The following is a 24,440-nucleotide window of genomic DNA, read 5'->3' as shown; positions in this document are numbered from 1 at the left end:
AGAATGAACGCTCTTTGAGGTGAGAAAATGGAGCATATTCAAAATTCATTTGCAAAGTTAATGGAAAATAAAAATTTTAAAAATAGATATGAAGTATTAAAGGCGGAAGTAATGGCACATCCGCGTGTGAAAGAATTTATAGACGAACATCAAGGTGAAGTAACAACTTCTATGATTGAGCGCAGCCTTGTGAAGTTATACGAATATATTGGGCAAAGTGTAGGTTGCGCGGATTGTCCGGATCTAGGTTCGTGTAAAAACATGCTGCAAGGATATGAGCCAAAGCTTGTTATCCAAGGGAAGATGATTGATATTCAATACGATCGTTGCGTTAGAAAAGTAGCGTATGACGAGAGAAAGAAATATGAAAAACTCGTTCAAAGTGTATATATGCCAACTGACATTTTACAGGCAACGATGGAAAATTTAGATCCTTCAGATTTAGATGCGCGTATTGATGCAATTGGTGCTGCCAATGAATTTTTAAGTACATATGAACCTGGTAAAAAAGTACAAGGTTTGTATTTGTACGGTAAATTTGGTGTAGGGAAAACGTATTTGTTAGGAGCAATGGCGAATGAGCTTGCTCAAAAGAAAATAAGTTCGATGCTCGTATACTTCCCTGAATTTCTACGTGAAATTAAAAGTTCGATTCAAGATAATTCGATTGGGGAAAAGATTGATGCGGTGAAACGCGTACAAGTTTTAATGCTAGATGATATCGGAGCAGAAGCGATGTCAAGCTTTGTGCGTGACGATGTACTTGGCGCAATTTTGCAATTCCGTATGTTAGAAAACTTACCGACGTTCTTTACGTCTAACTTTGATTTCAAGGAATTGGAACATCATTTAACGTATACACAACGTGGTGAAGCAGAACAAATGAAAGCAGCGCGTATTATGGAACGAATTAAATATTTAGCGAAGCCAATTCCAATTGGCGGGAAAAACCGACGTCATAAGTAAAGAGTAAGCTGAAAAGCTTGCTCTTTTTTCGTTTTGAACACTTTTCAGACTAGGTGAATTGTAAAACGAAAAGGTCTTATGGAAAATTCATTGTAGCTTGTATCATTTTTTTCTCCCTCCCTTAATATATATAAAATTAGCAAGCCATATCGAGTGGATTTTCTAACGATAGGAAATGTAATTCTACTAAGAGTGAACTTCACGCGGGACGGACTCTTATAGGATTTGTAACGTATAGATACAATCCTTTAGAGCAGGGATAAAAGGGGGGACAAAAGTGATTGAAATTTGCTTCGAAGAAAAAAATGATGCTATGCATGTATATAGACAACTATTGAAAAGAGCGGGACTGTTATATAAGGAAACGAATGTGTATTTACAGGAACAAAAGGTGGCGATTCACATACCAGTATGTGAATCGAATTATATTGAAAAGATTTTATTGCCAGTAATGGTATATTTCATTGTGAATGTAAAGCAAAATGAGTGGATTTATACAATCTTAAAAGAAAAGTTTTTTTATGAAGAAGAGGAAGAGTGTCATCAAATATTGAATATGGCACAAGAAATTTTAAACGGAAGAAGAAAAGGGATTGCTCGTGAATTAACACGCCATACATTTGAATCATATATTAAATCCTCTTTAAATAACTGGCTTTGTGATCCGCTTTCGTTTTCGTTTTCATCATATGTTCGCTTTCGCCTTCGTACATATAGGGAAATGGTAACTAAGCTTGCTGAAGTGTCGATTGATGAGTATAAGTTGGAACAAGAATATCAAATGTTTATTGAGACGCTAAGGCAACAAGTACGCAGCAGAAAATCACGTTTGTCCTGTGTGCATCTTATTTTTGATGAAAGTTTTATTTTCTATGATGATAAAGGTAGACGTTTAAAACAGGAGAAATTAGTCCAATATATAGACGAGGAATTATTACAGCAAAAGGATGTATATATTGATACGAAAGTAATTGCACCACTTCTTTCTATTTCGCCGAAAAAAATTTATTTATATACGAAAGAACAAGACCATAATATGATTATTACTTTGCGAAATGTATTTCAAGAACGGGTCCAATTACATGGATTACATGAGTTTGAGCGCAATGTGAAAAATTTAAAAAATAAAGGTAACGCCCTTGATTTTCTAAGTTTTTGAGCATATAATTACCTACATAAATGAAATATATTGAAATGTCATGATGAGGACATGAGTAGTTTTCTACGATTTTCAGAGAGGGAAGCCTTAGGGTGTGAGCTTCCTAGTACGAGATTATTACTTACCACCTCTAAACTTTAGCAGTGAACGGTTTTTTCTAGTAATTGCTAACGGACAACACCGTTATGTTGAACTTGAGCAATTAACAATAAGGTTAATTGGAACAAGGGTGGAACCACGAATTCAACACTCGTCCCTTTTTACGGGATGAGTGTTTTTTATTTTGAAAAAAAGAGGAGTGACCAGTGATGGCAGATGTAGTTAAAATTACTTTCCCTGATGGAGCTGTGAAGGAGTTTCCAAAAGGCGTAACAACTGAAGAAATCGCAGCTTCTATTAGCCCAGGCTTAAAGAAAAAAGCTGTGGCTGGAAAATTAAACGATGAGATGATCGATCTTGTTACACCAATCGAAGAAGATGGTGCAGTTTCTATTATTACATTAGATTCTGAAGATGGCTTATACATTTTACGCCATTCAACAGCCCACCTTTTAGCACAAGCGTTAAAACGTTTATATAAAGATGCTAAGCTTGAGCTTGGCATTGGTCCAGTAATCGAAAATGGCTTCTACTACGATATTGATATGGAAGAAGCAATTACAGTTGAAGACTTCAAGAAAATCGAAAAAGAAATGCAAAAAATTGTGAACGAGAACTTAGAAATCGTTCGTCATGAAGTACCACGCGCAGAAGCACTTCGTCGCTTTGAAGAAATCGGCGATGAGTTAAAATTAGATTTAATTAACGATCTTCCAGAAGATGCAGTTATTTCAATCTATGAGCAAGGCGAATTCTTCGACCTTTGCCGTGGTGTTCACCTTCCATCTACAGGGAAAATTAAAGTATTTAAATTATTAAGCGTTGCGGGTGCTTACTGGCGCGGTGATAGCAATAATAAAATGCTACAACGTATTTACGGTACTGCATTCGTTAAGAAAGCAGAATTAGATGAGCACTTACGTATGCTTGAAGAAGCGAAAGAGCGCGATCACCGTAAATTAGGTAAAGAATTAAAACTATTTACTAATAGCCAAAAAGTAGGACAAGGTTTACCACTTTGGTTACCAAAAGGTGCAACAATCCGCCGCATTATTGAGCGTTACATCGTTGATAAAGAAGCAAGCTTAGGCTATGATCACGTATACACTCCAGTACTAGGAAGCAGAGAGCTTTATGAAACTTCTGGTCACTGGAATCACTACCGTGATGGTATGTTCCCATCAATGGAAATGGATAATGAAGAGTTAGTTCTTCGTCCAATGAACTGCCCTCACCACATGATGGTTTATAAAAATGATATTCATAGCTACCGTGAATTACCAATCCGTATTGCGGAACTTGGAACAATGCACCGCTATGAAATGTCAGGTGCGTTATCTGGATTACAACGTGTACGCGGAATGACTTTAAACGATGCGCACATTTTCGTTCGCCCAGATCAAATTAAAGAAGAGTTAAAACGTGTTGTAAACTTAACGCTAGAAGTGTACAAAGATTTCGGTTTGGAGAACTATTCATTCCGTCTATCTTATCGTGACCCAGCTGATACTAAAAAGTACTATGCTGATGACGAGATGTGGGAAAAAGCACAAGGTATGTTAAAAGAAGCTATGGATGAAATGGGTCTTGATTATTATGAAGCTGAAGGTGAAGCGGCATTCTACGGTCCAAAACTTGACGTTCAAGTTCGTACTGCTCTTGGAAAAGACGAAACACTTTCAACTGTACAATTAGACTTCTTACTTCCAGAACGATTTGAATTAGCTTACGTTGGTGAAGACGGTAAACAACATCGTCCAGTTGTAATTCACCGTGGTGTTGTATCAACTATGGAACGTTTCGTAGCCTTCTTAATTGAAGAATACAAAGGTGCATTCCCAACTTGGTTAGCTCCAGTTCAAGCACAAGTAATTCCAGTTTCTCCGCAAGTACATTTAGACTATGCGAAGAAAGTACAAGACGAATTACGTCGTGCTGGTATCCGTGTTGAATTAGATACTCGTGAAGAGAAGATCGGTTACAAAATCCGTGAAGCGCAAATGCAAAAAATTCCGTACATGCTTGTAGTAGGTGACAATGAAGTGACTGAAAACGGCGTAAACGTACGTAAATATGGTGAACAAAAATCAGAAACAATTGCACTAGATGCTTTTGTTGATATGATTAAAGTAGAAGGAAAACGATAAGACAGAGCCGCGGTATACCGCGGCTTTTATATGTATTATAAAAGAGAAAAACTAGAAAAAATAACCAAACTATACTTATCATAAAAAAGTATTGCAAGTATGTTAGTTGTTTGTTACAATATTTCTTGTTGTTAGTAAAACACATCGCGTCTTCTTGACAGACGTCATGTCCTATGATAAACTCATCAAGGATAATAGAATATTGTTTTGTGGAACAAGTAGAAGCACCCGCTTCTCACCTGATGGACGCATTCGCAGTTTACAGGTAAATGTATTTCTTACTTAAGAATTTACAAGTGTGGGTGTCGTATGCCCGCACTTTTTTTGTCGGGTTCTATGACTACAAAATATGTTCTGAGAAAACCTTGGAGGTGGCTTACTATTAGCAAGGATATGATGATTAACGAGCAAATTCGTGCACGTGAAGTACGTTTAGTTGGTGCAAATGGCGATCAACTTGGAATCAAGTCTCGTAATGACGCTTTAGACTTAGCTGCAAATCTTAATCTTGATTTAGTATTAGTTGCTCCAAATGCGAAACCGCCAGTATGCCGCATTATGGACTACGGTAAATTCCGCTTTGAGCAACAGAAGAAAGAAAAAGAACAGCGCAAAAATCAAAAAGTAATTAGCATGAAAGAAGTTCGTTTAAGTCCAACAATTGATGAACACGACTTTAACACAAAACTTCGTAATGCTATCAAGTTTTTAGAGAAAGGCGACAAGGTTAAAGCGTCAATTCGCTTTAAAGGACGTGCCATTACTCATAAAGAAATCGGTCAACGTGTTTTAGATCGCTTCTCAGAAGCTTGTGCTGAAGTTAGTACAATTGAATCTAAGCCTAAAATGGAAGGACGTAGTATGTTCTTAGTTTTAGCACCGAAAAACGATAAGTAATAGATAGAGGAGGAAATACCTATGCCTAAACAAAAAACTCATCGCGGCTCTGCAAAGCGTTTCAAAAAGACTGGATCAGGTAAACTGAAACGTTCTCACGCTTACACAAGCCATTTATTCGCTAACAAATCTACAAAAGCTAAACGTAAACTACGTAAAGCTGGTGTAGTAAGCGCTGGTGACTTCAAACGCATTCGTCAAATGCTTGACAACTTAAAATAAGTTCGGCTGATATATAGAACAATTAGGAGGTAATATTATGCCAAGAGTAAAAGGTGGTACAGTTACTCGTCAACGTCGTAAAAAAGTTATAAAATTAGCAAAAGGTTACTACGGTTCTAAGAGTACATTATTCAAGGTTGCTAACCAACAGGTTATGAAATCTCTAATGTATGCATTCCGTGACCGTCGTCAAAAGAAACGTGACTTCCGTAAATTATGGATTACACGTATCAACGCAGCAGCTCGTATGAATGGTCTTTCTTACAGCCGCTTAATGCACGGTCTTAAAAATGCTGGCATCGAAGTTAACCGCAAGATGCTTGCTGACTTAGCTGTTCATGACGAAAAAGCTTTCGCTGAATTAGCAACAGTTGCAAAAAACAACATTAACTAATTAATTAGTTGAAACCTTAGAAGATTTTTCTTCTAAGGTTTTTTGTTTGTATGTAAAGAGAAATTCTAAATGATATGACAAAAACAATATAAAAGCTATAGCAATATAGAAGAATATACATATGAAGCCAGGAGAATCCTCCTGGCTTTTTTCAATTATACTCCTTTGGAAAGAAGAGTATCTTTCCTACCTGAAACGACACTGCTATAATGGAAAGATGATATGGAACTTTCATCAGATAAAATAAAATTTTTATCAGTGGGCAATCCCTGAATAATTATTAGTTATCACCAATCAGAGTGTACAATATAAAAGTGATGATTGAAACGTATTTGTAAATTAAGGACAAGCTATTTTGTAAAGAGGTAAATGGCTGACTTATTAATAAGAAACGAAAAATAATAATGAACTTTGAGATGAAACAACATTGTTGCGTAAAATGCGATGTTGGAGGAGGACAATAGAATGGACTTACTACAACTATTTAAATTACAAAAAGAATTAGATGACCGTATTGCGAAAGAGCATGACTTACAACCGAAAAAGTTGTTAAAAGAAAAAATGTTAGCTCTTCTTGTAGAAATTGGAGAACTTGCAAATGAAACACGTTGCTTTAAATATTGGAGCAACAAACCAGCATCAGAACGTGAAGTAATATTAGAAGAATACGTAGATGGTTTGCATTTTATTTTATCAATCGGAATTGATTTAGGTATTGATAAAAACTTCCTATTCTATAAATGTGCACAAACGAATAAAACACAAGTAGAAATTTTCTTAGACACATATGCGAAGGTAATTCGTTTTACAGATCAACCATCTATTACGAACTATATTGAATTATTTACAAGCTATCTTCGACTTGGACAAGCGCTTGAGTTTGAGCAAGAAGAGATTGAAAAGGCGTATTTAGATAAAAATGAAGTAAATCATCAGCGTCAAACACAAGGATACTAATTTAATTTTTGAATATTTCAATTTCCTTTTGTATAATGAAGTGACTGAAGAAAAAGGAGGGTGTTGGCAATGACAAAATTAGACGCGACATTGACAATGCTAAAAGAATTAACAGATGCACGTGGTATCGCGGGTAACGAACGTGAACCACGCGAAGTAATGAAGAAATATATTGAGCCGTTTGCGGACGAACTTTCTACTGATAATTTAGGAAGTTTAGTTGCGAAAAAAGTAGGGGAAGAAAATGGCCCGAAAATTATGGTTGCTGGTCATTTAGATGAAGTTGGCTTTATGATTACGCAAATTGATGACAAAGGCTTCCTTCGTTTCCAAACAGTTGGTGGCTGGTGGTCACAGGTTATGCTTGCGCAGCGTGTGACAATTGTAACGCGTAAAGGAGATATAACAGGTGTAATTGGTTCAAAACCACCGCACATCTTACCTCCAGAAGCGCGTAAAAAGCCAGTCGAAATTAAAGACATGTTCATCGATATTGGTGCTTCTAGCCAAGAAGAAGCGATGGAGTGGGGCGTACGACCAGGAGATCAAGTTGTACCTTACTTTGAATTCCAAGTGATGAAGAATGAAAAAATGTTACTTGCAAAAGCATGGGATAACCGAATTGGCTGTGCAATTGCAATTGACGTATTAAAACAGTTAAAAGATGAAAAGCATCCAAACGTTGTATATGGCGTAGGGACTGTACAAGAAGAAGTCGGTCTTCGTGGTGCGAAAACATCTGCAAACTATATTAAACCAGATATCGCATTCGCAGTAGATGTTGGTATCGCTGGTGACACACCTGGTGTAACGGCAAAAGAAGCACAAAGTAAAATGGGTGATGGACCACAAATCATTTTATATGATGCTTCTGTTATTGGACATACAGGGTTACGTGACTTTGTAGTTGATGTTGCTGATGAATTACAAATTCCGTACCAATATGATTCAGTAGCGGGCGGAGGAACGGATGCAGGTGCAATTCACATTGCTGTAAATGGTATTCCGTCTATGGCAATTACGATTGCAACGCGCTACATTCATTCTCATGCGGCAATGTTACACCGTGATGACTATGAAAATGCAGTGAAGTTAATTGTAGAAGTTATTAAACGTCTTGATAAAGAGGCTGTACATAACATTACATTTAATTAATAAGAAAAAGCGAAGGAGGTTCTCCTTCGCTTTTTTATGTTTTAAAAAGGTCTTTCTAATCCAGCTGCAGTATGAGCACCTAAAATAATTAAACGAGTTAATTGCATGGCCATAAAATGTGGGGTATAAATCATCCCTCTTTTTAACCATGACATAATCATCCCGATATGAGCTCCTGTCACATAACTAATTAAAATATCACGAGGAACCATAAGGTCTTTATCATCTGGCTGTGAAATAGATAGGCTTAATGTTAAATGAGTTTGTATTGTTTTCATCATTTTATAAGAGTAGTTTCCGGCAGCTTTATCACCAAGCATAACGTTATAGAAGTTCACATTTTCTGCGATATGTTCGAACAAAGCCAAAAATGTCGGATGTGGTGAATCAAATGTAAGTTGAAACTCTTCTTTATTTCTATTTTTGGGTTTAATAACTTCTGCTAATTTCTCTAACATTTCTTCGATGCTTTTGTCTAATAGGTCATATTTATCATGGTAATGGCTATAAAACGTAGCGCGATTTACAGGAGCACGTTCTGCGATATGTTGAACAGTTACATCGTCAAATCCCTTTTCGCCTACTAAAGCGACAAAAGCATCCTGTATGAGTTGTCTCGTCCGCTTTACACGTGGATCATTTGTATTTTTAATAGACATTTTTACTTCTCCTCGTTTAATTTTCTATACTTAAACAACATATTGATATTATATTGTTGTTTAAGCAACATTTCATACGTAAATTGTCGGTTGTAGATTCGAAATAATTATTTATAATTATAAACGATAGTCCTTCAGAAATCAGCACCGCTCGCAGGTAGATAAATTTCGATTTACACCGCAGATGGTGTGATTTTTTTGTTTAAAAGTTAATATAATTAACAATTAAACAATCTAAACAATAAGGACGTAAATAGTTTAGAAAAAAATTATATGCGATATAAGGAGAGGAATGCAATGAATCAGTTTCGAAGAATGGTAATTATCAACATTATCACATTAATTGTACTAGTTGGTGGCGGTATTGGCGGTTACTACTATTACAACCAAACGGAAAATTACTTAAAAACAGACAATGCAAAAATTGATGGAAAGGTAATTCCGATTGCTTCACCAGTAGCTGGTAAATTAACGGACTGGAAAGCTGAAGTAGGTAAGAACTACAATGAGAACGACAAATTAGGTGCTGTTACTGTAGCAGCAGCAAATGGGGAACAAACAGTAGATGTAACAATTCCGCAAAATGCAACAGTTGTACAATCAAACGCAACGACAAATGCTTTCGTTGGAGCGGGTAGCCCAATTGCTTACGCATTTGATATGAACAATTTATGGGTAACAGCAAATATTGAAGAAACAGTGATTGACGATGTTCAAAAAGGTCAAACAGTAGATGTGTATGTAGATGCATACCCAGATACAACGTTAACAGGTAAAGTAGAACAAGTTGGATTAACAACAGCAAATACATTTTCAATGTTACCATCAAGTAACGCGACAGCGAACTATACAAAAGTAAAGCAAGTTGTACCAGTTAAAATTTCTTTAGACCATAGTAAATCAGTAAATATTGTTCCTGGAATGAATGTGTCAGTTCGTATTCATAAGTAAGGGGGAGATGAGATGTCCTCAATTGCAATTGTAGGATATGCACTATTTTGTATAATCGTCTTCTTCCTTGTAAATCGTCTTTTACGAAAGAAAAAAACGAACGTGGGAGAAGAACAAGTCCCAGCCGTAAGTAAAATAGAAGTAAGTAAGCTAGAAGTAGAAGAGCAAGAAAAAGCACCAAAGCAAGAAGTAGAAATTTCTAATGTAGTTGAATTAGAAACAGGCAAGCAAGAAGACGTAAAACAAGAAAAAGAAATGCCGAAAAAACAAACGTCTATGCCTATAGAGAATGTAAATGTAAAAGCAGTTGTAACAGTATTAATTCTCGGTATGTTCGTTTCTATTTTAAACCAAACAATCATTAACGTTGCATTGCCTCCGTTAATGAATGAATTTAACGTATCAACTTCAACAGCACAATGGTTAATTACAGGATTTATGCTTGTAAATGGTATTTTAGTACCGATTAGTGCCTTTTTAGTTTCACGATTTACGTATCGTAAATTATTTGTAGCAGCAATGTTATTCTTTACAGTAGGATCGATCATTTGTGCTATATCAGGAAACTTCACAATGATGATGACAGGTCGTATTATTCAAGCGGTCGGTGCAGGTATTTTAATGCCGGTTGGTATGAATATTTTTATGACATTATTCCCGCCTCATAAGCGCGGAGCAGCGATGGGATTACTAGGCGTTGCAATGATTTTAGCACCAGCTATCGGACCAACTGTAACGGGCTGGGTTATTGAAAACTATAGCTGGAACTTAATGTTCTACGGAATGTTTGTAATAGGTTTAATTATTACGTTCCTATCTTTAAAATTCTTTACACTAGCTCAGCCAGTGTCTAATACGAAATTAGATGTATTTGGTGTGATTAGTTCAAGTATTGGATTAGGTAGCTTACTATATGGATTTAGTGAAGCTGGAAATAATAGTTGGACTAGTGCCGAAGTTGTTATTTCACTTGTTATCGGTGTAATTGGTTTAGCGTTATTTATTTGGAGAGAGTTAACGACAGACAATAAAATGCTGGATTTACAAGTATTTAAATATCCAGTATTTACTTTTACTTTAGTAATTAACGCAATCGTTACGATGGCATTATTCGGAGGTATGTTATTACTTCCAGTATATCTGCAAAACATTCGCGGCTTTACGCCGATTGAATCAGGTTTATTATTACTACCAGGATCATTAATTATGGGTATCATGGGACCTATTGCAGGTAAACTATTTGATAAATATGGTATTCGTCCGTTAGCGATTGTTGGATTAGCCATTACAACGTTTGCAACATATGAATTCACAACGTTATCGATGGATACACCGTATAGCGTTATTATGACGGATTATATTATACGTTCAATTGGTATGTCCTTCATTATGATGCCAATTATGACAGCTGGTATGAATGCACTGCCGATGAAATTAATTTCTCATGGTACAGCAACGCAAAATACGTCAAGACAAGTAGCTGGTTCAATTGGAACAGCGATATTAATTACACTTATGACGCAACAAACGACTGCTCACGTAGCAGATTACGGCAACATGTTAACGACGTCAAATCCAATTTTAGTTGATAAAGTACACGGTATGGGGCAAAGCTTAGCGGCCTTAGCTGGATCAGCGCAAGCAGGAGATGCGATGAGCACACAACTATTGTATGGACAAATTTCAAAGCTATCTGCAATTAACGGTATTAACGATGCCTTCTTAATTGCAACGATACTCGCAGGGATTGCTTGGGTGTTATCGTTCTTCTTACCATCAGGTAATAAGCCAAATAGAAAAGCAGGGAATTAATTTCCCTGCTTTTTTGTCTTTTTAAAGAGTTAAATATAAAAAATGATAACCAGTTACGGAGCACAGCCCTGTTATAAGCAAAATCATTCCCATAGCACGAATACTTGATATTTGTCTTCCGCTTATAATAGCTAATAGTCCGGCTAAAGAGAAAAAACTCCAATATAAAGTTCCTGAAATAGGAACCATCCCCTCTAAATCTATTCCAGAACCTATACAAATGATAGGAACAACGATAAGGGATATGCTGATTAAACCAGCTATAATAGTGAGTGATTTACGACATTTAATACCAGCAATAATTAAAAAAATGCCAACGATGAATTGGCATAACATCAAAGTAAGGGCTACAATCATCCAAGTTAATATTCCAAACACTTCTGTATTACCTCCGATTTATTGGTTTCTAAAAAATATTATATAGAGTATGAATCACCTACAGGCATGAGTAACCAGAAGATAACCCCTAATATTCCAGCGATAAAAATAATGAATCTCATATTACGTATACTTTTAATTTTGTCTTGGACTCCACTCACATGCCCCAAAAAACAAAAGGTAGTGTGACAAAGGAGAAGCTAAGTAGCCCCATTAAACCAACAAATAATTTACGATGTTTCATGCTAGTAACAATTAAAAAAATATCACCGAAAAATCCGCATAAAACAAGAAGTGGCATATAAACAATCCAAAGTAAGCTCAACATATAGAATCTCCCTCTATGCAATCAGTTATATTTTACTACATGAGGTTTATTTTGGATATTATTAATAAATATGTATAAATTGATAGAAATGAGAAGTAATGAGACGAATTAATAAAAGAGGTATCGTGATGATACCTCTTTTTAACTCAAGAATGCCAACATGTTATTCATAATATGAAATAATATAGCTGGAATTGGGGTGTCACTAATAAATTTGATTTTTAAGTAAGAAGTAATCAGTGTAGGATAAAGAATCCACCACTGATGGAAGTTCTATAACAATGCAATGGTATTATTCAGTATGTGTAATAACATTGCTGGAATAATGGAATTTGTTTTTTTACATAAAATAGCCATAAATAGACCTAGTATGAACATACTAAACATCACACCAGTTGAGTACATATGACCTATTCCGAAGAGAAAGCTAGACCCAAGTGCTGCAATCCAAAAAGGGAAGCGCTGTTGTAGGAAGTGAAGAATAATACCACGGAATATAAGTTCTTCAAAAATAGGTACAAATATAGCGGTACCTAATAGCAATACTAGTTTGTATTGTTTTAACATTTCTAGGTTTAAAGTGGATGACTGCTCTTTTACCGCATCAGGGAAAAGATTACTAATTATAAATATGTCATTAACAATATATAGTCCGTAAAAAAGAATGATATAGATGTATGTGCTTACTTTTTTTAATGCTGTAAAGTTTAGCGTTGGGACAATTAAATTTCTTAATGGTTTATATGCATAAATTAAAATTAATAAAATGCACAATACAAATAAATGCCTCCCAAAAGTAGTAAGTGATTTTGCTAAAGCAATTTGTTTTGGATCGGTTAAACCTTCTGTATAAATAACGGTAGGAAGGCCTATAAAGAGATCGGCTAGAAATCCTGTTCCCCAAATCGCGAAAACAAGCGAAAATAGAAACTGTGAGAGTGACATAGGATGCTTTTGTGGGTAAGTTAGTTGTGTGGCTTGTATAATAGTGAATCACCTATCCTTTTGTATTTAATAATTAAATATAAAGATTATAGAATGTTTATAAAAAAGTCATCATTGTAGTAAAAATGATATTTTGAAGCTAATATTTACAGACCGTAATAATTTTACATTGATGTTCTGTGCAAACGGAAGACTTTTAAGTTGTTATAAAAGAGTAAAAAGAGGTATTGCGATGATACTTCTTTTTAACTCAAGAATGCCAACATGTTATTCATAATATGAAATAACATAGCTGGAATAATGGATTTTGTTTTTTTACATAAAATGGCCATTAATAATCCTGTGAAGAAAGTAATTATCATTACTCCGAGTGAGTATGTATGAGCGATACCAAAGAAGAGACTGGTTAAAACTGCTGCAATCCAAAATGGAAAGCGCTCTGAGAAGAAGCGAAGTATAAAACCACGGAAAATAAGCTCTTCAAAAATTGGTGTAAGTATTGCGAAGCTGAGAAGTAATAATATTTGATACTGCTTAAAGACGTCTAAGCTTAGTGCGGAAGATTGCTGCTTTGTTGCGTCTTGGAACACATAATGTAACAAGATGTAATTGAGTATGATGTTTATAACGAAGAAAAGAAGAAAGTATACGTATGTACGCCATTCTTTAAGTACTTTAAAGTTAAATGATTTTAGTAGTAATTTTTTTGCGGGTTCAAATTTAAAAATGAAGAATAACAAAACGGCTAGTTGTAATACGATACTTGCAGTGTTTACGATAGATTCATATAAGGCAATTTGTTTTTTATCTGTAAGACCTGCTGTATAAATTGTTAATGGCATTGCGAGGAACACAGTAATAAGTCCGGTTCCGAAAAAAGCGAATAAAACGGAGCTAATAAATTGTCCCCATGACATAGAGTATTTCTGTTCATTAGAAAGTTGTGTAGCGGGTTGCATGTATAAAATCACCTCTTTATATTTGTATATTTAATTATAAAGTATTTTGTTTTTATATGTAATATTTAAATATTACATATAAAGGTGTATTTTCCATAAAATAATAAAAGAGGTATCACTCTGTAGTGATGCCTCTTTCTCATTGATAACTATGTTCTGCCTTATTGTTCGATTTTGATTGCTCTATTTGTAATTCACGTTCTACCAATCGGTCTAACTGCTGAATAGCTTTAAGTGCTTTTTCATAAGAAATCGTTCTATAATGGTGCGCTCCGCCCGGCTCTTCATCTGCTTCGTCTGCCCATTTAATAATGTTTTGAAGAGATGTCCTTTCAATTTCTTGCTGTACTAAGAAAGAATCTGTATGAAGAAGAATCGCGATAGAAATTTCTTTTGCTAGTTTCGGATGTTCTCCTAATCTAATAAGCAATTTATGAGCTCTTTCTGCTCCTTTAATTGCATGTATATCATTCTTTTTATACAAGTCATAGTCCCATTCTCCCTCACTGTACCATGTGTGATGTCCGATATCATGAAGGAAACCAGCTTTTGTTGCAGCATCGACTGAGGCGTGATGCTTTTTAGCTAAGTGAAACGCATGGTAAGCGACAGCAATCGCGTGGACCATCCCAGAACGATTTACGTATTTTTGTGTAATATGGTGTTTAAAAATTTGTTCAAGCGTAATACGGTGCATAAAACATTCACTCCTTTTATCTAATGGTGTCTATAAAGAAAATCGATCGGTTTAAATGTATTTTGAACATTGTACTCCATCGGGGTAGCGTTAGTAAAGTAGAAATGTTTAGGAGAAGAAAATTTTTTTCGCAAAAAAATCACCTTGGCTTATGCGAAGGTGATTTTCAAATTGCTTATTTTTTTAATCCTTGCTCTAACGTTTCTAACATTTCATGCTTTTCATTTTCATCAGCATTTTTCCAAATGACTTCGAATAAAACACCAAGACCTGGAAGCATTTTTTCTTCACCGCTTTGAATTGCATCGACAATTGTCTCTTGTAATTGGTCTTGTGAATTTCCAGATACATTTGCTAATACAGCACCGCGTAAATTAAAACTCATTGCTTTCACCTCTTCTTCAGAATTGAAACTGACGTTAGTTTTTGTTCTTTTTTATGTAAATATGTATGAAAAATAGGCTATAATGATAAGACAAGAAGAGAGGGAAATACATATTATGAAAAACATTGATTCAGTACAAAACCCGCGTGTAAAGCAGTGGAAAAAGCTGCAGACGAAAAAAGAGCGCGATAAAAAAGGTTTATTTTTTGTAGAAGGATTCCACTTAGTTGAGGAAGCTTTAAAAGCAGGGGTTGTAACAGAACTTATCGTTTCTGATCAGACAGATCTTCCGAAAGATTGGATAGTTAATGATGTGGAAATGTATATCGTGCCTGAAGCAATCGTAAAAGTACTTCGTGAAACAGAAACGACGCAAGGTGTATTTGCTGTTTGTGAGAAACACGAGAGTGAAGTAGCTCTTGCAGATGGAAAATTTCTTTTATTAGATGGTCTTCAAGACCCGGGCAACTTAGGGACAATTATTCGTACAGCTGATGCAGCTGGTATTCATGCCGTTGTGCTTGGAGAAGGATGCGTTGATGCATATAATAGTAAAGTGCTTCGCTCTACACAAGGTTCTATTTTTCATTTGCCAGTTGTAAAAGGTAACTTAGAAGAATGGGTAGACAAGCTAAAAGAACAACACGTTCCTGTATATGGAACAGCTCTTGAAAATGGAGTTCCGTATGGTGAAGTAACACCGGTCGGTAGTTTTGCATTAATTGTAGGAAATGAAGGAAGCGGCGTAAGCCAAGAAATTCTTGCGAAAACGGATCAAAACTTGTATATTCCGATTTACGGCGGGGCAGAATCATTAAATGTTGCAGTTGCAGCAGGGGTTTTAACGTATTATTTGCAAAGCCCAGTTGCGAACAAATAAAAAACTTCTTATAATAAGTTGAAGTACATTATATTAAAAGTTAAATAACGAAAAACGTTGATAGAGAAGAGTAGCTTACAAAATCGCCATATAGGGAGAGAGTGCCGTAGACTGAAAGCATTCTTATGGTAGACGGAAGTGAATTCACCTCTGGAGTTGACGCCAGGACCATGTAAATGTAAAGGCGTTCCGGTCAGAATTGATCGTTATAACTAATGAGTGGGCAGACTTGTTCTGTCAATTTAGGGTGGTACCGCGAATTTACCTCGTCCCTTTTTGGGAGCGAGGTTTTTTTATTTTTAAAATTAGGAGGGTTCCAAATGGAAGCACGTTTAAAAGAGCTAAAGCAAAAAGCGTTAGAGCTTATTGAAGAAGCGAAAGAGCTAAAAGGCTTAAACGACGTACGCGTAGCGTATTTAGGTAAAAAAGGCCCAATTACAGAAGTATTACGCGGCATGGGAAAATTATCAGCAGAAGAGCGTCCACGTATGGGAGCATTAGTAAATGAAGTACGTGAAGCGATTCAAACGCGTCTAGAAGACAAAATTGGTAACTTAGAAAAAGCAGTAATTGAAGCGAAATTAGCTACTGAAACAATTGATGTTACACTACCAGGTCGTCCTGTTGAAACAGGTTGTCACCATCCGTTAACAGCTGTTGTTGAGCAAATTGAAGATGTATTCATCGGTATGGGTTATGAAGTAGCTGAAGGAACAGAAGTAGAAAAAGACTACTACAACTTCGAAGCATTAAACTTACCGAAAGATCACCCAGCGCGTGATATGCAAGATACATTCTACATTACAGAAGAAACGTTACTACGTACACATACATCTTCTGTGCAAGCACGTACGATGGAAAATAATAAAGAAAAAGGCCCAATCAAAATTATTTGTCCTGGTAAAGTGTATCGCCGCGATGACGATGATGCGACACATTCACACCAGTTCATGCAAATTGAAGGTCTTGTAATTGATAAAAACATTCGCATGAGTGATTTAAAAGGTACACTACAAGTATTCGTGAAAAAGATGTTCGGTGAAGATCGTGAAATCCGCCTTCGTCCAAGTTTCTTCCCATTCACAGAGCCATCTGTAGAGATGGATATTTCTTGTATGATGTGTCACGGCAAAGGTTGCGGTACTTGTAAAGGAACTGGCTGGATCGAGATTTTAGGCGCAGGTATGGTTCACCCGAACGTACTTGAAATGGCTGGTTATGATTCAAAAGAATATCAAGGTTTCGCATTCGGTATGGGCGCAGAGCGTATCGCAATGTTGAAATACGGCGTAGATGACATTCGTCATTTCTATACAAATGATGTACGTTTCTTACAACAATTCAAACGAGCGTAAGGGAAGGAGAGGATAAGTATGTTCGTATCATATCGTTGGTTACAAGAGTATGTAGATATTAAAGATGTAACAGCACAAGAACTAGCAGACAAAATCACGAAAAGTGGTATTGAAGTAGAAGGTGTTGAAGTATTAAATAAAGGTGTAAAAGGTGTTGTAGTTGGTCACGTATTAGAATGTGAAAAACACCCAGAAGCTGATAAATTAAGCAAATGCTTAATCGATATTGGTGAAGAAGAACCAGTTCAAATTATTTGTGGAGCTGCTAACATTGCAAAAGGTTTAAAAGTACCAGTTGCAAAAGTTGGCGCTGTACTTCCTGGTAATTTCAAAATCAAAAAAGCAAAACTACGTGGTGAAGCTTCTCACGGTATGGTTTGTGCTCTTCAAGAGCTTGGCATTGACGGAAAGTTAGTTTCAAAAGAATATGCAGATGGTATCTTCATCTTCCCAAGTGACGCTGAAGTTGGTGCAGATGCACTTGAAATTTTAAACTTACATGATGAAGTACTTGAGCTTGGTTTAACACCAAACCGTGCAGATTGCTTAAATATGTTAGGTGTTGCATATGAAGTAGCTGCTATTTACGGCCGTGAGGTAAAACTTCCAGCTATCGACTTACAAGAAACAGCAGAAAAAACTTCTGATTACATTTCTGTAAGTGTAGAAGCGAAAGAAGAAAATCCATTATACATTGCAAAAATGGTTAAAAACGTAAAGATTGGTCCATCACCAATTTGGATGCAAACTCGCCTTATGGCAGCTGGCATTCGTCCAATTAGCAACGTAGTTGATATTACAAACTACATTTTAATGGAATACGGTCAACCGTTACATGCATTCGATTACGATAAATTAGGTTCAAAAGAAATCGTTGTTCGTCTTGCAAAAGAAGGCGAAAAAATTGAAACGTTAGATGATCAAGAACGTACATTACAAAGCCACCACCTTGTAATTACAAACGGCACAAAAGCTTTAGCTGTTGCTGGTGTAATGGGCGGAGCGGATTCTGAAGTTACAAATGAGACAGTAAACGTTCTAATTGAATCTGCATACTTTGCAGGTCAAACAGTGCGCCGTACATCAAAAGATTTAGGTCTTCGCAGTGAATCAAGTGCACGTTTTGAAAAAGGAATTGATCCAACACGTACATTTGAAGCAATTCAACACGCAGCTGCTTTAATGGCGAAATACGCTGGCGGAGAAGCACTTGAAGGTGTAGTAGAAGCTGATAACTTACAAGTACAAGAGCGTACAGTATCTGTTACTGCTGAAAAAGTAAATCGTGTATTAGGTACAGATATTTCTGCGAGTGAAATGGGTACAATGTTCACAAACTTGAAATTCCCATTCACAGAAGTAGAAGGAACATTCCATGTAAATGTACCAGCACGTCGTCCTGACATTACAATTTCAGAAGACTTAGTAGAAGAAGTGGGCCGCCTATACGGTTATGACCACATTCCAGTTACATTACCTTCTGGAACAATGACTCGTGGTAAATTAACAGCAGCACAAACGAAACGTCGTAAAGTACGTCGCTTCCTAGAGGGTGCTGGTTTATATGAAGCGATCACATATTCATTAACAAGCGCTGATAAAGCGAAGCAATATATGGTTGAGTCAAATGAAAAAGCTCCTGTAAACCTTGCACTTCCAATGAGTGAAGAGCGTAGCCAACTTCGTTTAAGCTTAGTACCGCAACTACTAGAAGCTGTTTCATACAATGTTGCACGTAAAAACGATAGTGTTGCTTTATACGAAGTAGGTTCTGTCTTCTTACCGACAGAAGCAGGAGAACTTCCGAAAGAAGAACAACATCTTGCAGGTGTTATGACAGGTCTTGCTCTTCACCATGCATGGCAAGGTGAGAAGAAAGTAGTAGACTTCTTCGTTGTGAAAGGTGTACTAGAAGGATTATTCGATGTACTTGGCGTTTCAAACCAAATCACTTATGCACCAGCAAAACGTGAAGGTATGCACCCAGGTCGTACAGCTGACATCGTATTAGATGGCGAAGTAATTGGTTTCATCGGTCAATTGCACCCTGAAGCAGAAAAACAATTAGATGTGAAAAATACATTCGTATTCGAACTATCTCTTGTAAAAGTATTCGGTGCAGACGCAGAAGAAACTTACTACTCAGCAATTCCACGTTTCCCATCTATGACACGTGATATGGCTGTTGTCGTAACAAAAGAAACAAAAGCTGGTGAAATGAAGCAAGTCATTGCTGAAGCTGGCGGAGAACTTCTGAAAGACGTAGCGCTATTCGACTTATACGAAGGTGAAAAAATGGAAGAAGGCAAGAAATCACTTGCATTCTCTATGACCTACTTCGATGCAGAACGTACGTTAACAGACGAAGAAGTAACAGAAGCACATAACCGTGTATTAACAACGGTAGAAGAGAAATTTGGTGCGGAGTTACGTAAGTAATGAGAAATTGCCGGGTTAATTCCGGCAATTTTTTTATGGCACGATTGTCGATATATGATAAAAATCGCCGATAAATATTAAGGTATCTTGCATCTTTCTCTCGAATGTAGTACATTAATTTTAGTTTAACAAAATGAAAGACGATGATAAGGAAAAGTAGTATATACTATAATCCAAAGCGAGTCAGGGGCGGTGAGAGCCTGATGAGGCGGTATATGTGAAGAACACCTTGGAGTTGCTAACCGAAATTGAATCTTGTATTCAAGAGTAGATTTAGACGGGAATCCGGCCTGTTACAAACCGGGAAGTATGTATTACATACGAGTTAAAGTTGGTCTTTATGACAAATTGGGTGGTACCGCGAAGTTTAACCTTTCGTCCCTTTATGGATGAAAGGTTTTTTTGTATTTAAATATATCAGCAAAGGAGAATTTCACTATGGAAAACACATTAGTAAAAAGTCTGTATAGAGATACAGATAAATACGCAGATCAAACAGTACAAGTATCAGGGTGGATTCGTAATTTACGTGATTCAAAAGCATTTGGTTTCATCGAATTAAACGACGGTAGCTTCTTCAAAAGCGTTCAAATCGTTTTCGATACAGAATTAGAGAACTTTAAAGAAATTGCAAAACTTCCACTTAGCTCTTCAGTTAAAGTAGAAGGAAAAGTAATTGCAACGCCTGGAGCGAAGCAACCATTTGAAATTAAAGCAGAAAAAATTGATATCGAGGGCTTATCAGATTCTGATTACCCACTTCAAAAGAAACGTCACACGTTTGAATACTTACGTACAATTGCTCACTTACGTCCAAGAACAAATGCATTCTCTGCAACGTTCCGTGTACGTTCTGTCGCAGCATTTGCGATTCACCAGTTCTTCCAAGAGCGTGGATTCGTACATGTTCACACACCAATCATCACTGGTAGTGATACAGAAGGTGCAGGCGAAATGTTCCGCGTAACAACGCAAGATTTAAACAACGTACCAAAAGGTGAAGACGGACAAGTTGATGAGTCAAAAGACTTCTTCGGTAAAGAAACAAACTTAACAGTAAGTGGACAGCTGAACGCTGAAGCTTATGCATTAGCATTCCGTGACGTTTACACATTTGGACCTACATTCCGTGCAGAAAACTCTAACACAACTCGTCATGCAGCTGAGTTCTGGATGGTTGAGCCTGAGATTGCATTCGCTGAATTAGGCGATGTAATGGATCTTACAGAAGATATGCTGAAATATGCAATGAAATACGTACTAGAGCATGCGCCAGAAGAAATGGAATTCTTCAACAGCTTCGTTGATAAGACAGTTCTAGAGCGTATGAACAATGTGATTAACTCTGACTTCGGTCGTATCACATATACAGAAGCAATTAAAGTACTTCAAGAATCAGGTGCTGACTTCAAATACCCAGTAGAATGGGGTATTGACTTACAAACAGAGCATGAAAGATACTTATCAGAAGAGATCTTCAAACGCCCTGTATTCGTAACTGACTATCCGAAAGACATTAAAGCGTTCTACATGCGTATGAATGAAGATGGAAAAACAGTAGCTGCTACTGACCTTCTAGTTCCTGGCATCGGCGAATTAATCGGCGGAAGTCAACGTGAAGAAAGAATGGACGTTTTAGTAGACAGAATTAAAGAATTAGGTATGAACGAAGAGGACTACTGGTGGTACTTAGAACTTAGAAAATACGGCGGTACAAAACACGCTGGATTCGGTCTAGGTTTCGAGCGCTTCCTAATGTACATCACTGGCATGGCTAACATCCGTGACGTAATTCCATTCCCAAGAACTCCAGGTTCTTCTGAGTTCTAAAATATGAAAAAAGCGAGAGGATTTCCTCTCGCTTTTTTGTTTGCATAGTTTATGACCCCGTAGCAAAAAGTAACGCGAAGGGGTGAATATAAATGAGTAAAAAGGTGAAAAAAGATCATTCAAGGTCAAGCCTGGGTTCTCCAGAGGTAGAAGGACAAGGAACGACGGCATATGAAACAGGGTCTCATAAAGTATCTTCATCAAATAAGAAGCAGAAACGAAGCTAACATAAAAAGGAGAGTCTTGGCGGCTCTCTTTTTTTATATGTATTACATCTTATTATCATTAATCTCTTTTGTAATGCTATCTACATCTTTGTCTAATCGATCTAAATAGAAAAAACCACAGTAAGCTCATGAACACGTAATAGATGGCCATCACACCAAGATTATCAGATATATTTTCGGATATGGATTTAGTAGTGAAAAAAGTTCCCCAAATGGTAGAAATAGTGAGGTAAGAAAGTGGGCCCACGAGGTGTACGAAAACATATAATAACTTTTTAACTTTTACAGCGTTCATATGAATTCCCTCCTTATGTAAACAATCTTTTTCTTCTAATCATAAACTCAATTTCCTCACAGAAGAGTTGTAGTTTTGCTGGATTATGTATTAATAAGCGAGCATCGTGTTTCCCGATAAATCTTCGGATCCGAAAGTTTAATAAGAAAGATCGGCCGTAGCGCTCTATTAAATCAGTGAACGCTGGTTGCTCACTTAGTAGCTGAATGTTTTCTCTAATTTCAAACTGTCTTTCGTGTGGATCACCTAGTAAGATATTTAGAATCATTTGTAGAAGTAGCAATGGGAATCCTCCCTTTTAATTTGAATAATCTGTATATTTATATTGTAACAAAGTTACAAGGACAATAGTAGGGTGAAACAAAAAAACAGGAGTTTGTAGGCTCCTGTTTTTGTCGATACTATTTTAATAAGCGGAACGCTTTCTCTTTGTTAGCGAAATGCATTTTCACAAACTCAGGTAATCGTTCTTTACCAAGCTTTTGAATTAATTTAGCAGCGGCGATATCAACTTGTTTACCGGCACCTTTTGGAAGTGGCATGCCAGCTTTTTTGCTTAGTTCGTCAAACTGTTTTACGAATGAGTAACGAGCTAAAATAGAAGCAGCGGCTACTGCTAAATGGACGCTTTCTCCTTTTGTCGCGAAGTAAACATTTTCACGCTGTACCTGCTTTTGTTTTGCTAAATATTTGTAGTATGTATCAGGTTGTGTGAATTGGTCGATTAAGACGCCTTCAGGTTTTGTAGGTGCAATTTTAGTTAATAAGTTTGTAATAGCTTTATTATGTAGTAAAGCTTTTAATTTACCTTGGTTGTTTCCTTTATCAAATAGCTCGTTATATTTTTCATTATGAAGGACAAGAGAGCTATAAGGAACAACGTGTAGAAGTTGTTTCGCAATGGCAGTAATTTGATCGTCATTTAAGTTTTTAGAGTCTTTTACACCAAGTTCTTTTAGTAGTGGAATTTGCTTTGCATTCACATATACAGCAACTACTGTCATCGGTCCGAAGAAATCACCAGTACCAACTTCATCTGACCCTACGATAGACATTGTACTGATGGAAGCAGGCGGTGCATAACGGTGTGAATCGACAGATTTTTTTACAGCTGTTTTCGGTGTTTGAGAGACAGTTTGCCAACGAGAAGCTTCTGCTTCAGCGCGGCCTCCTTGGAACATTACTTTTCCAGATTTATATGCTGTAATTGTGCAAGATGGCACCTTTGCCATGAAGATTCCGCCTTGTGGAATTTTCGGGCTAAGAGCTTGTTTATATTGTTGTTTCATGTCTTCAATTACTGTAGAATTTGTTTGAATTACGATAGAATTTGACATAATGGTCACCCCTTTTTTTATATTGTTATTTTTATCATATCGGATTGTTCTTTCTGTTTCCATATTATGAAGGTTCATGGTATGATAAACTTTAGGATTCTGTACGTGATTGGAGGCCGGTGAGTTGTCACAACAAAAGGGAAAGAAAAGTCGAATTAATGTAGAAATCTATGGTCAACAATATTCAGTTGTTGGCGATGAAAGTACAAGTCATATCCGCATGGTAGCAGCGATTGTGGATGATAAAATGCGCGAACTCAATGCCAAGAATCCTTCGCTTGACACGAGTAGACTAGCGGTATTGACGGCGGTAAACGTCATACACGATTACATAAAATTAAAAGAAGAACATGAGAAATTGAAAGAAAGTATGACAAAAAAAGGAATGGAATAACATGATTGATATTATTATCATTTTACTGCTTGTTATGGGATTTTTCCTCGGCTTACGCAGAGGGTTTATTCTGCAACTTGTAAAGTTAACAAGCTTTATTATCGCATACCTTGTTGCATACTGGTACTGTAAAGATTTAGCGCCAGCACTTGCGAAATTTATTCCGTATCCATTTGATAAAAACGTATCTGTTCCAGAATGGATTGATGCAAATAATATTGAAACAGTATTTTATCAAGCGCTTGCGTTTATCATATTGTTTATTATTACAAAAATTGCACTTTCATTACTTGGTAATTTGTTAAATATGTTTGCAGAAATACCGGTTTTAAAGCAAGTTAATGCATTTGCGGGGGCAATCCTCGGATTTTTAGAAGTATATATTATTTTATTTGTTTTAATTATCGTTGGAAACATTCTTCCGATTGAACAAATACAAACACCATTACAAAAATCATCAATTAGCAAAATAATTGTAGACGATACACCGATTCTTTCTGAAAAGGTGAAGGAACTATGGCAGACAGGTAGCAGAGTATAACTTCTCTTTTTTCAGAAAGAGAAGTTTTTTTC

Annotated in this window: 25 protein-coding genes, 3 pseudogenes and 4 other annotated features; of the genes and pseudogenes, 17 read left to right on the top strand and 11 right to left on the bottom strand. The window is 36.5% G+C overall.

Annotation, left to right across the window (positions count from 1 at the left end; genetic code table 11):
* Positions 1-27: 27 nt before the first annotated feature.
* The 8 genes from dnaI (at position 28) to KZZ19_RS22305 (ending at position 7,996) form a co-directional block, all read left to right on the top strand.
* Complete coding sequence (gene dnaI, locus KZZ19_RS22340) at positions 28-966, top strand: primosomal protein DnaI (RefSeq protein WP_000400114.1); 939 nt, start codon at positions 28-30, stop codon at positions 964-966.
* A 277-nt stretch (positions 967-1,243) separates the two neighbouring features.
* Positions 1,244-2,125 (top strand): putative sporulation protein YtxC, encoded by an 882-nt coding sequence (gene ytxC / locus KZZ19_RS22335; protein WP_237981685.1) that lies wholly within the window; start codon positions 1,244-1,246, stop codon positions 2,123-2,125.
* 31 nt (positions 2,126-2,156) lie between these two features.
* Positions 2,157-2,386: a binding site (T-box leader), on the top strand.
* A 47-nt stretch (positions 2,387-2,433) separates the two neighbouring features.
* Positions 2,434-4,371, top strand: a complete 1,938-nt coding sequence (gene thrS / locus KZZ19_RS22330) for a threonine--tRNA ligase (protein WP_000786073.1) — start codon at positions 2,434-2,436, stop codon at positions 4,369-4,371.
* A gap of 210 nt (positions 4,372-4,581) precedes the next feature.
* Positions 4,582-4,702, top strand: a sequence feature (ribosomal protein L20 leader region).
* 62 nt (positions 4,703-4,764) lie between these two features.
* Positions 4,765-5,268 (top strand): translation initiation factor IF-3, encoded by a 504-nt coding sequence (gene infC / locus KZZ19_RS22325; RefSeq protein ID WP_000973214.1) that lies wholly within the window; start codon positions 4,765-4,767, stop codon positions 5,266-5,268.
* A gap of 21 nt (positions 5,269-5,289) precedes the next feature.
* Complete coding sequence (gene rpmI, locus KZZ19_RS22320) at positions 5,290-5,490, top strand: 50S ribosomal protein L35 (RefSeq protein ID WP_001125946.1); 201 nt, start codon at positions 5,290-5,292, stop codon at positions 5,488-5,490.
* A 37-nt stretch (positions 5,491-5,527) separates the two neighbouring features.
* A complete protein-coding gene (gene rplT / locus KZZ19_RS22315; protein ID WP_001138364.1) occupies positions 5,528-5,884 on the top strand; it encodes a 50S ribosomal protein L20 in 357 nt (118 codons plus the stop codon).
* 465 nt (positions 5,885-6,349) lie between these two features.
* Positions 6,350-6,841 (top strand): dUTP diphosphatase, encoded by a 492-nt coding sequence (locus KZZ19_RS22310; protein WP_000365050.1) that lies wholly within the window; start codon positions 6,350-6,352, stop codon positions 6,839-6,841.
* Between the two features lie 69 nt (positions 6,842-6,910).
* Positions 6,911-7,996 carry a M42 family metallopeptidase gene (locus tag KZZ19_RS22305; protein WP_088097946.1) on the top strand — a complete coding sequence of 362 codons (1,086 nt, stop codon included), beginning with the start codon at positions 6,911-6,913 and terminating at the stop codon, positions 7,994-7,996.
* A gap of 41 nt (positions 7,997-8,037) precedes the next feature.
* On the opposite strand, the gene KZZ19_RS22300 is transcribed toward KZZ19_RS22305, so the two are convergent.
* Positions 8,038-8,655, bottom strand: coding sequence for a TetR/AcrR family transcriptional regulator (locus tag KZZ19_RS22300; RefSeq protein ID WP_088097945.1), 618 nt, complete (start codon positions 8,653-8,655; stop codon positions 8,038-8,040).
* Between the two features lie 297 nt (positions 8,656-8,952).
* On the opposite strand from KZZ19_RS22300, the gene KZZ19_RS22295 reads away from it, so the two are divergent.
* Positions 8,953-9,606 carry an HlyD family secretion protein gene (locus tag KZZ19_RS22295; protein ID WP_016086016.1) on the top strand — a complete coding sequence of 218 codons (654 nt, stop codon included), beginning with the start codon at positions 8,953-8,955 and terminating at the stop codon, positions 9,604-9,606.
* 12 nt (positions 9,607-9,618) lie between these two features.
* Positions 9,619-11,418 carry a DHA2 family efflux MFS transporter permease subunit gene (locus KZZ19_RS22290; protein WP_237981684.1) on the top strand — a complete coding sequence of 600 codons (1,800 nt, stop codon included), beginning with the start codon at positions 9,619-9,621 and terminating at the stop codon, positions 11,416-11,418.
* Positions 11,419-11,439: 21 nt separating this feature from the next.
* On the opposite strand, the gene KZZ19_RS22285 is transcribed toward KZZ19_RS22290, so the two are convergent.
* The 7 genes and pseudogenes from KZZ19_RS22285 to sspI all read right to left on the bottom strand — a co-directional run bounded on the left by KZZ19_RS22285 (position 11,440) and on the right by sspI (position 15,110).
* Positions 11,440-11,796 carry an ammonia permease gene (locus tag KZZ19_RS22285; RefSeq protein WP_237981683.1) on the bottom strand — a complete coding sequence of 119 codons (357 nt, stop codon included), beginning with the start codon at positions 11,794-11,796 and terminating at the stop codon, positions 11,440-11,442.
* Positions 11,797-11,834: 38 nt separating this feature from the next.
* Positions 11,835-11,954 (bottom strand): annotated as a pseudogene (locus KZZ19_RS31215) (DNA-binding protein); the annotation flags it as partial.
* Between the two features lie 2 nt (positions 11,955-11,956).
* Positions 11,957-12,124: pseudogene (locus tag KZZ19_RS31210) on the bottom strand (DNA-binding protein); the annotation flags it as partial.
* Positions 12,125-12,397: 273 nt separating this feature from the next.
* Complete coding sequence (locus KZZ19_RS22275) at positions 12,398-13,111, bottom strand: CPBP family intramembrane glutamic endopeptidase (RefSeq protein ID WP_237981718.1); 714 nt, start codon at positions 13,109-13,111, stop codon at positions 12,398-12,400.
* A 203-nt stretch (positions 13,112-13,314) separates the two neighbouring features.
* Positions 13,315-14,028: a CPBP family intramembrane glutamic endopeptidase gene (locus tag KZZ19_RS22270; protein WP_088097940.1), complete on the bottom strand. Its 714-nt coding sequence runs from the start codon at positions 14,026-14,028 to the stop codon at positions 13,315-13,317.
* A 139-nt stretch (positions 14,029-14,167) separates the two neighbouring features.
* Complete coding sequence (locus KZZ19_RS22265; RefSeq protein WP_000554785.1) at positions 14,168-14,725, bottom strand: HD domain-containing protein; 558 nt, start codon at positions 14,723-14,725, stop codon at positions 14,168-14,170.
* A gap of 175 nt (positions 14,726-14,900) precedes the next feature.
* Positions 14,901-15,110: a small acid-soluble spore protein SspI gene (sspI, locus tag KZZ19_RS22260; RefSeq protein ID WP_000009509.1), complete on the bottom strand. Its 210-nt coding sequence runs from the start codon at positions 15,108-15,110 to the stop codon at positions 14,901-14,903.
* Positions 15,111-15,192: 82 nt separating this feature from the next.
* Here sspI and KZZ19_RS22255 point away from each other — a divergent pair, with 82 nt between their 5' ends.
* The 5 genes from KZZ19_RS22255 (at position 15,193) to KZZ19_RS22235 (ending at position 21,841) form a co-directional block, all read left to right on the top strand.
* The gene (locus KZZ19_RS22255) at positions 15,193-15,990 is read left to right on the top strand and encodes a TrmH family RNA methyltransferase (protein WP_237981682.1); all 798 of its coding nucleotides are present in this window, start codon (positions 15,193-15,195) and stop codon (positions 15,988-15,990) included.
* Positions 15,991-16,038: 48 nt separating this feature from the next.
* Positions 16,039-16,267: a binding site (T-box leader), on the top strand.
* A 43-nt stretch (positions 16,268-16,310) separates the two neighbouring features.
* A complete protein-coding gene (gene pheS, locus KZZ19_RS22250) occupies positions 16,311-17,345 on the top strand; it encodes a phenylalanine--tRNA ligase subunit alpha (RefSeq protein WP_000388220.1) in 1,035 nt (344 codons plus the stop codon).
* 18 nt (positions 17,346-17,363) lie between these two features.
* Complete coding sequence (pheT, locus tag KZZ19_RS22245; protein WP_237981681.1) at positions 17,364-19,784, top strand: phenylalanine--tRNA ligase subunit beta; 2,421 nt, start codon at positions 17,364-17,366, stop codon at positions 19,782-19,784.
* A 134-nt stretch (positions 19,785-19,918) separates the two neighbouring features.
* Positions 19,919-20,170: a binding site (T-box leader), on the top strand.
* A gap of 52 nt (positions 20,171-20,222) precedes the next feature.
* On the top strand, positions 20,223-21,614 hold the full coding sequence (gene asnS, locus KZZ19_RS22240) for an asparagine--tRNA ligase (RefSeq protein WP_098344189.1): 1,392 nt from the start codon (positions 20,223-20,225) through the stop codon (positions 21,612-21,614).
* A gap of 92 nt (positions 21,615-21,706) precedes the next feature.
* Positions 21,707-21,841 carry a YuzL family protein gene (locus KZZ19_RS22235; protein WP_237981680.1) on the top strand — a complete coding sequence of 45 codons (135 nt, stop codon included), beginning with the start codon at positions 21,707-21,709 and terminating at the stop codon, positions 21,839-21,841.
* A 42-nt stretch (positions 21,842-21,883) separates the two neighbouring features.
* Here the strand turns inward: KZZ19_RS22235 and KZZ19_RS22230 are convergent.
* From KZZ19_RS22230 to rnhC, 3 genes and pseudogenes are all read right to left on the bottom strand, one after another.
* Positions 21,884-22,136, bottom strand: a pseudogene (locus tag KZZ19_RS22230) (hypothetical protein).
* A 13-nt stretch (positions 22,137-22,149) separates the two neighbouring features.
* Positions 22,150-22,419 carry a hypothetical protein gene (locus tag KZZ19_RS22225; protein WP_237981679.1) on the bottom strand — a complete coding sequence of 90 codons (270 nt, stop codon included), beginning with the start codon at positions 22,417-22,419 and terminating at the stop codon, positions 22,150-22,152.
* Between the two features lie 118 nt (positions 22,420-22,537).
* Complete coding sequence (rnhC, locus tag KZZ19_RS22220; protein WP_237981678.1) at positions 22,538-23,473, bottom strand: ribonuclease HIII; 936 nt, start codon at positions 23,471-23,473, stop codon at positions 22,538-22,540.
* 124 nt (positions 23,474-23,597) lie between these two features.
* Between rnhC and zapA the strand changes: the two genes are divergently transcribed.
* Positions 23,598-23,867 carry a cell division protein ZapA gene (zapA, locus tag KZZ19_RS22215; RefSeq protein ID WP_000082701.1) on the top strand — a complete coding sequence of 90 codons (270 nt, stop codon included), beginning with the start codon at positions 23,598-23,600 and terminating at the stop codon, positions 23,865-23,867.
* 1 nt (position 23,868) lies between these two features.
* Positions 23,869-24,408: a CvpA family protein gene (locus KZZ19_RS22210; RefSeq protein ID WP_000565411.1), complete on the top strand. Its 540-nt coding sequence runs from the start codon at positions 23,869-23,871 to the stop codon at positions 24,406-24,408.
* Positions 24,409-24,440 lie beyond the last annotated feature (32 nt).

The sequence above is a fragment of the Bacillus thuringiensis genome (assembly GCF_022095615.2).
GTDB classification, from domain to species: Bacteria; Bacillota; Bacilli; order Bacillales; family Bacillaceae_G; genus Bacillus_A; species Bacillus_A cereus_AG.
Note: the sequence above shows the minus strand (reverse complement) of the source record. Positions and strands in the feature narration are given on the sequence as shown.

Coding starts and splice junctions, on each gene's coding strand:
- KZZ19_RS22210 (WP_000565411.1), top strand. CDS start 23,869: ATGATTGATATTATTATCATTTTACTGCTTGTTATGGGATTTTTCCTC.
- pheS (WP_000388220.1), top strand. CDS start 16,311: ATGGAAGCACGTTTAAAAGAGCTAAAGCAAAAAGCGTTAGAGCTTATT.
- thrS (WP_000786073.1), top strand. CDS start 2,434: ATGGCAGATGTAGTTAAAATTACTTTCCCTGATGGAGCTGTGAAGGAG.
- rplT (WP_001138364.1), top strand. CDS start 5,528: ATGCCAAGAGTAAAAGGTGGTACAGTTACTCGTCAACGTCGTAAAAAA.
- dnaI (WP_000400114.1), top strand. CDS start 28: ATGGAGCATATTCAAAATTCATTTGCAAAGTTAATGGAAAATAAAAAT.
- rpmI (WP_001125946.1), top strand. CDS start 5,290: ATGCCTAAACAAAAAACTCATCGCGGCTCTGCAAAGCGTTTCAAAAAG.
- sspI (WP_000009509.1), bottom strand. CDS start 15,110: ATGAGTTTTAATTTACGCGGTGCTGTATTAGCAAATGTATCTGGAAAT.
- rnhC (WP_237981678.1), bottom strand. CDS start 23,473: ATGTCAAATTCTATCGTAATTCAAACAAATTCTACAGTAATTGAAGAC.
- KZZ19_RS22290 (WP_237981684.1), top strand. CDS start 9,619: ATGTCCTCAATTGCAATTGTAGGATATGCACTATTTTGTATAATCGTC.
- KZZ19_RS22310 (WP_000365050.1), top strand. CDS start 6,350: ATGGACTTACTACAACTATTTAAATTACAAAAAGAATTAGATGACCGT.
- pheT (WP_237981681.1), top strand. CDS start 17,364: ATGTTCGTATCATATCGTTGGTTACAAGAGTATGTAGATATTAAAGAT.
- infC (WP_000973214.1), top strand. CDS start 4,765: ATGATGATTAACGAGCAAATTCGTGCACGTGAAGTACGTTTAGTTGGT.
- KZZ19_RS22255 (WP_237981682.1), top strand. CDS start 15,193: ATGATAAGACAAGAAGAGAGGGAAATACATATTATGAAAAACATTGAT.
- KZZ19_RS22235 (WP_237981680.1), top strand. CDS start 21,707: ATGAGTAAAAAGGTGAAAAAAGATCATTCAAGGTCAAGCCTGGGTTCT.
- KZZ19_RS22305 (WP_088097946.1), top strand. CDS start 6,911: ATGACAAAATTAGACGCGACATTGACAATGCTAAAAGAATTAACAGAT.
- KZZ19_RS22300 (WP_088097945.1), bottom strand. CDS start 8,655: ATGTCTATTAAAAATACAAATGATCCACGTGTAAAGCGGACGAGACAA.
- KZZ19_RS22295 (WP_016086016.1), top strand. CDS start 8,953: ATGAATCAGTTTCGAAGAATGGTAATTATCAACATTATCACATTAATT.
- KZZ19_RS22265 (WP_000554785.1), bottom strand. CDS start 14,725: ATGCACCGTATTACGCTTGAACAAATTTTTAAACACCATATTACACAA.
- asnS (WP_098344189.1), top strand. CDS start 20,223: ATGGAAAACACATTAGTAAAAAGTCTGTATAGAGATACAGATAAATAC.
- KZZ19_RS22270 (WP_088097940.1), bottom strand. CDS start 14,028: ATGCAACCCGCTACACAACTTTCTAATGAACAGAAATACTCTATGTCA.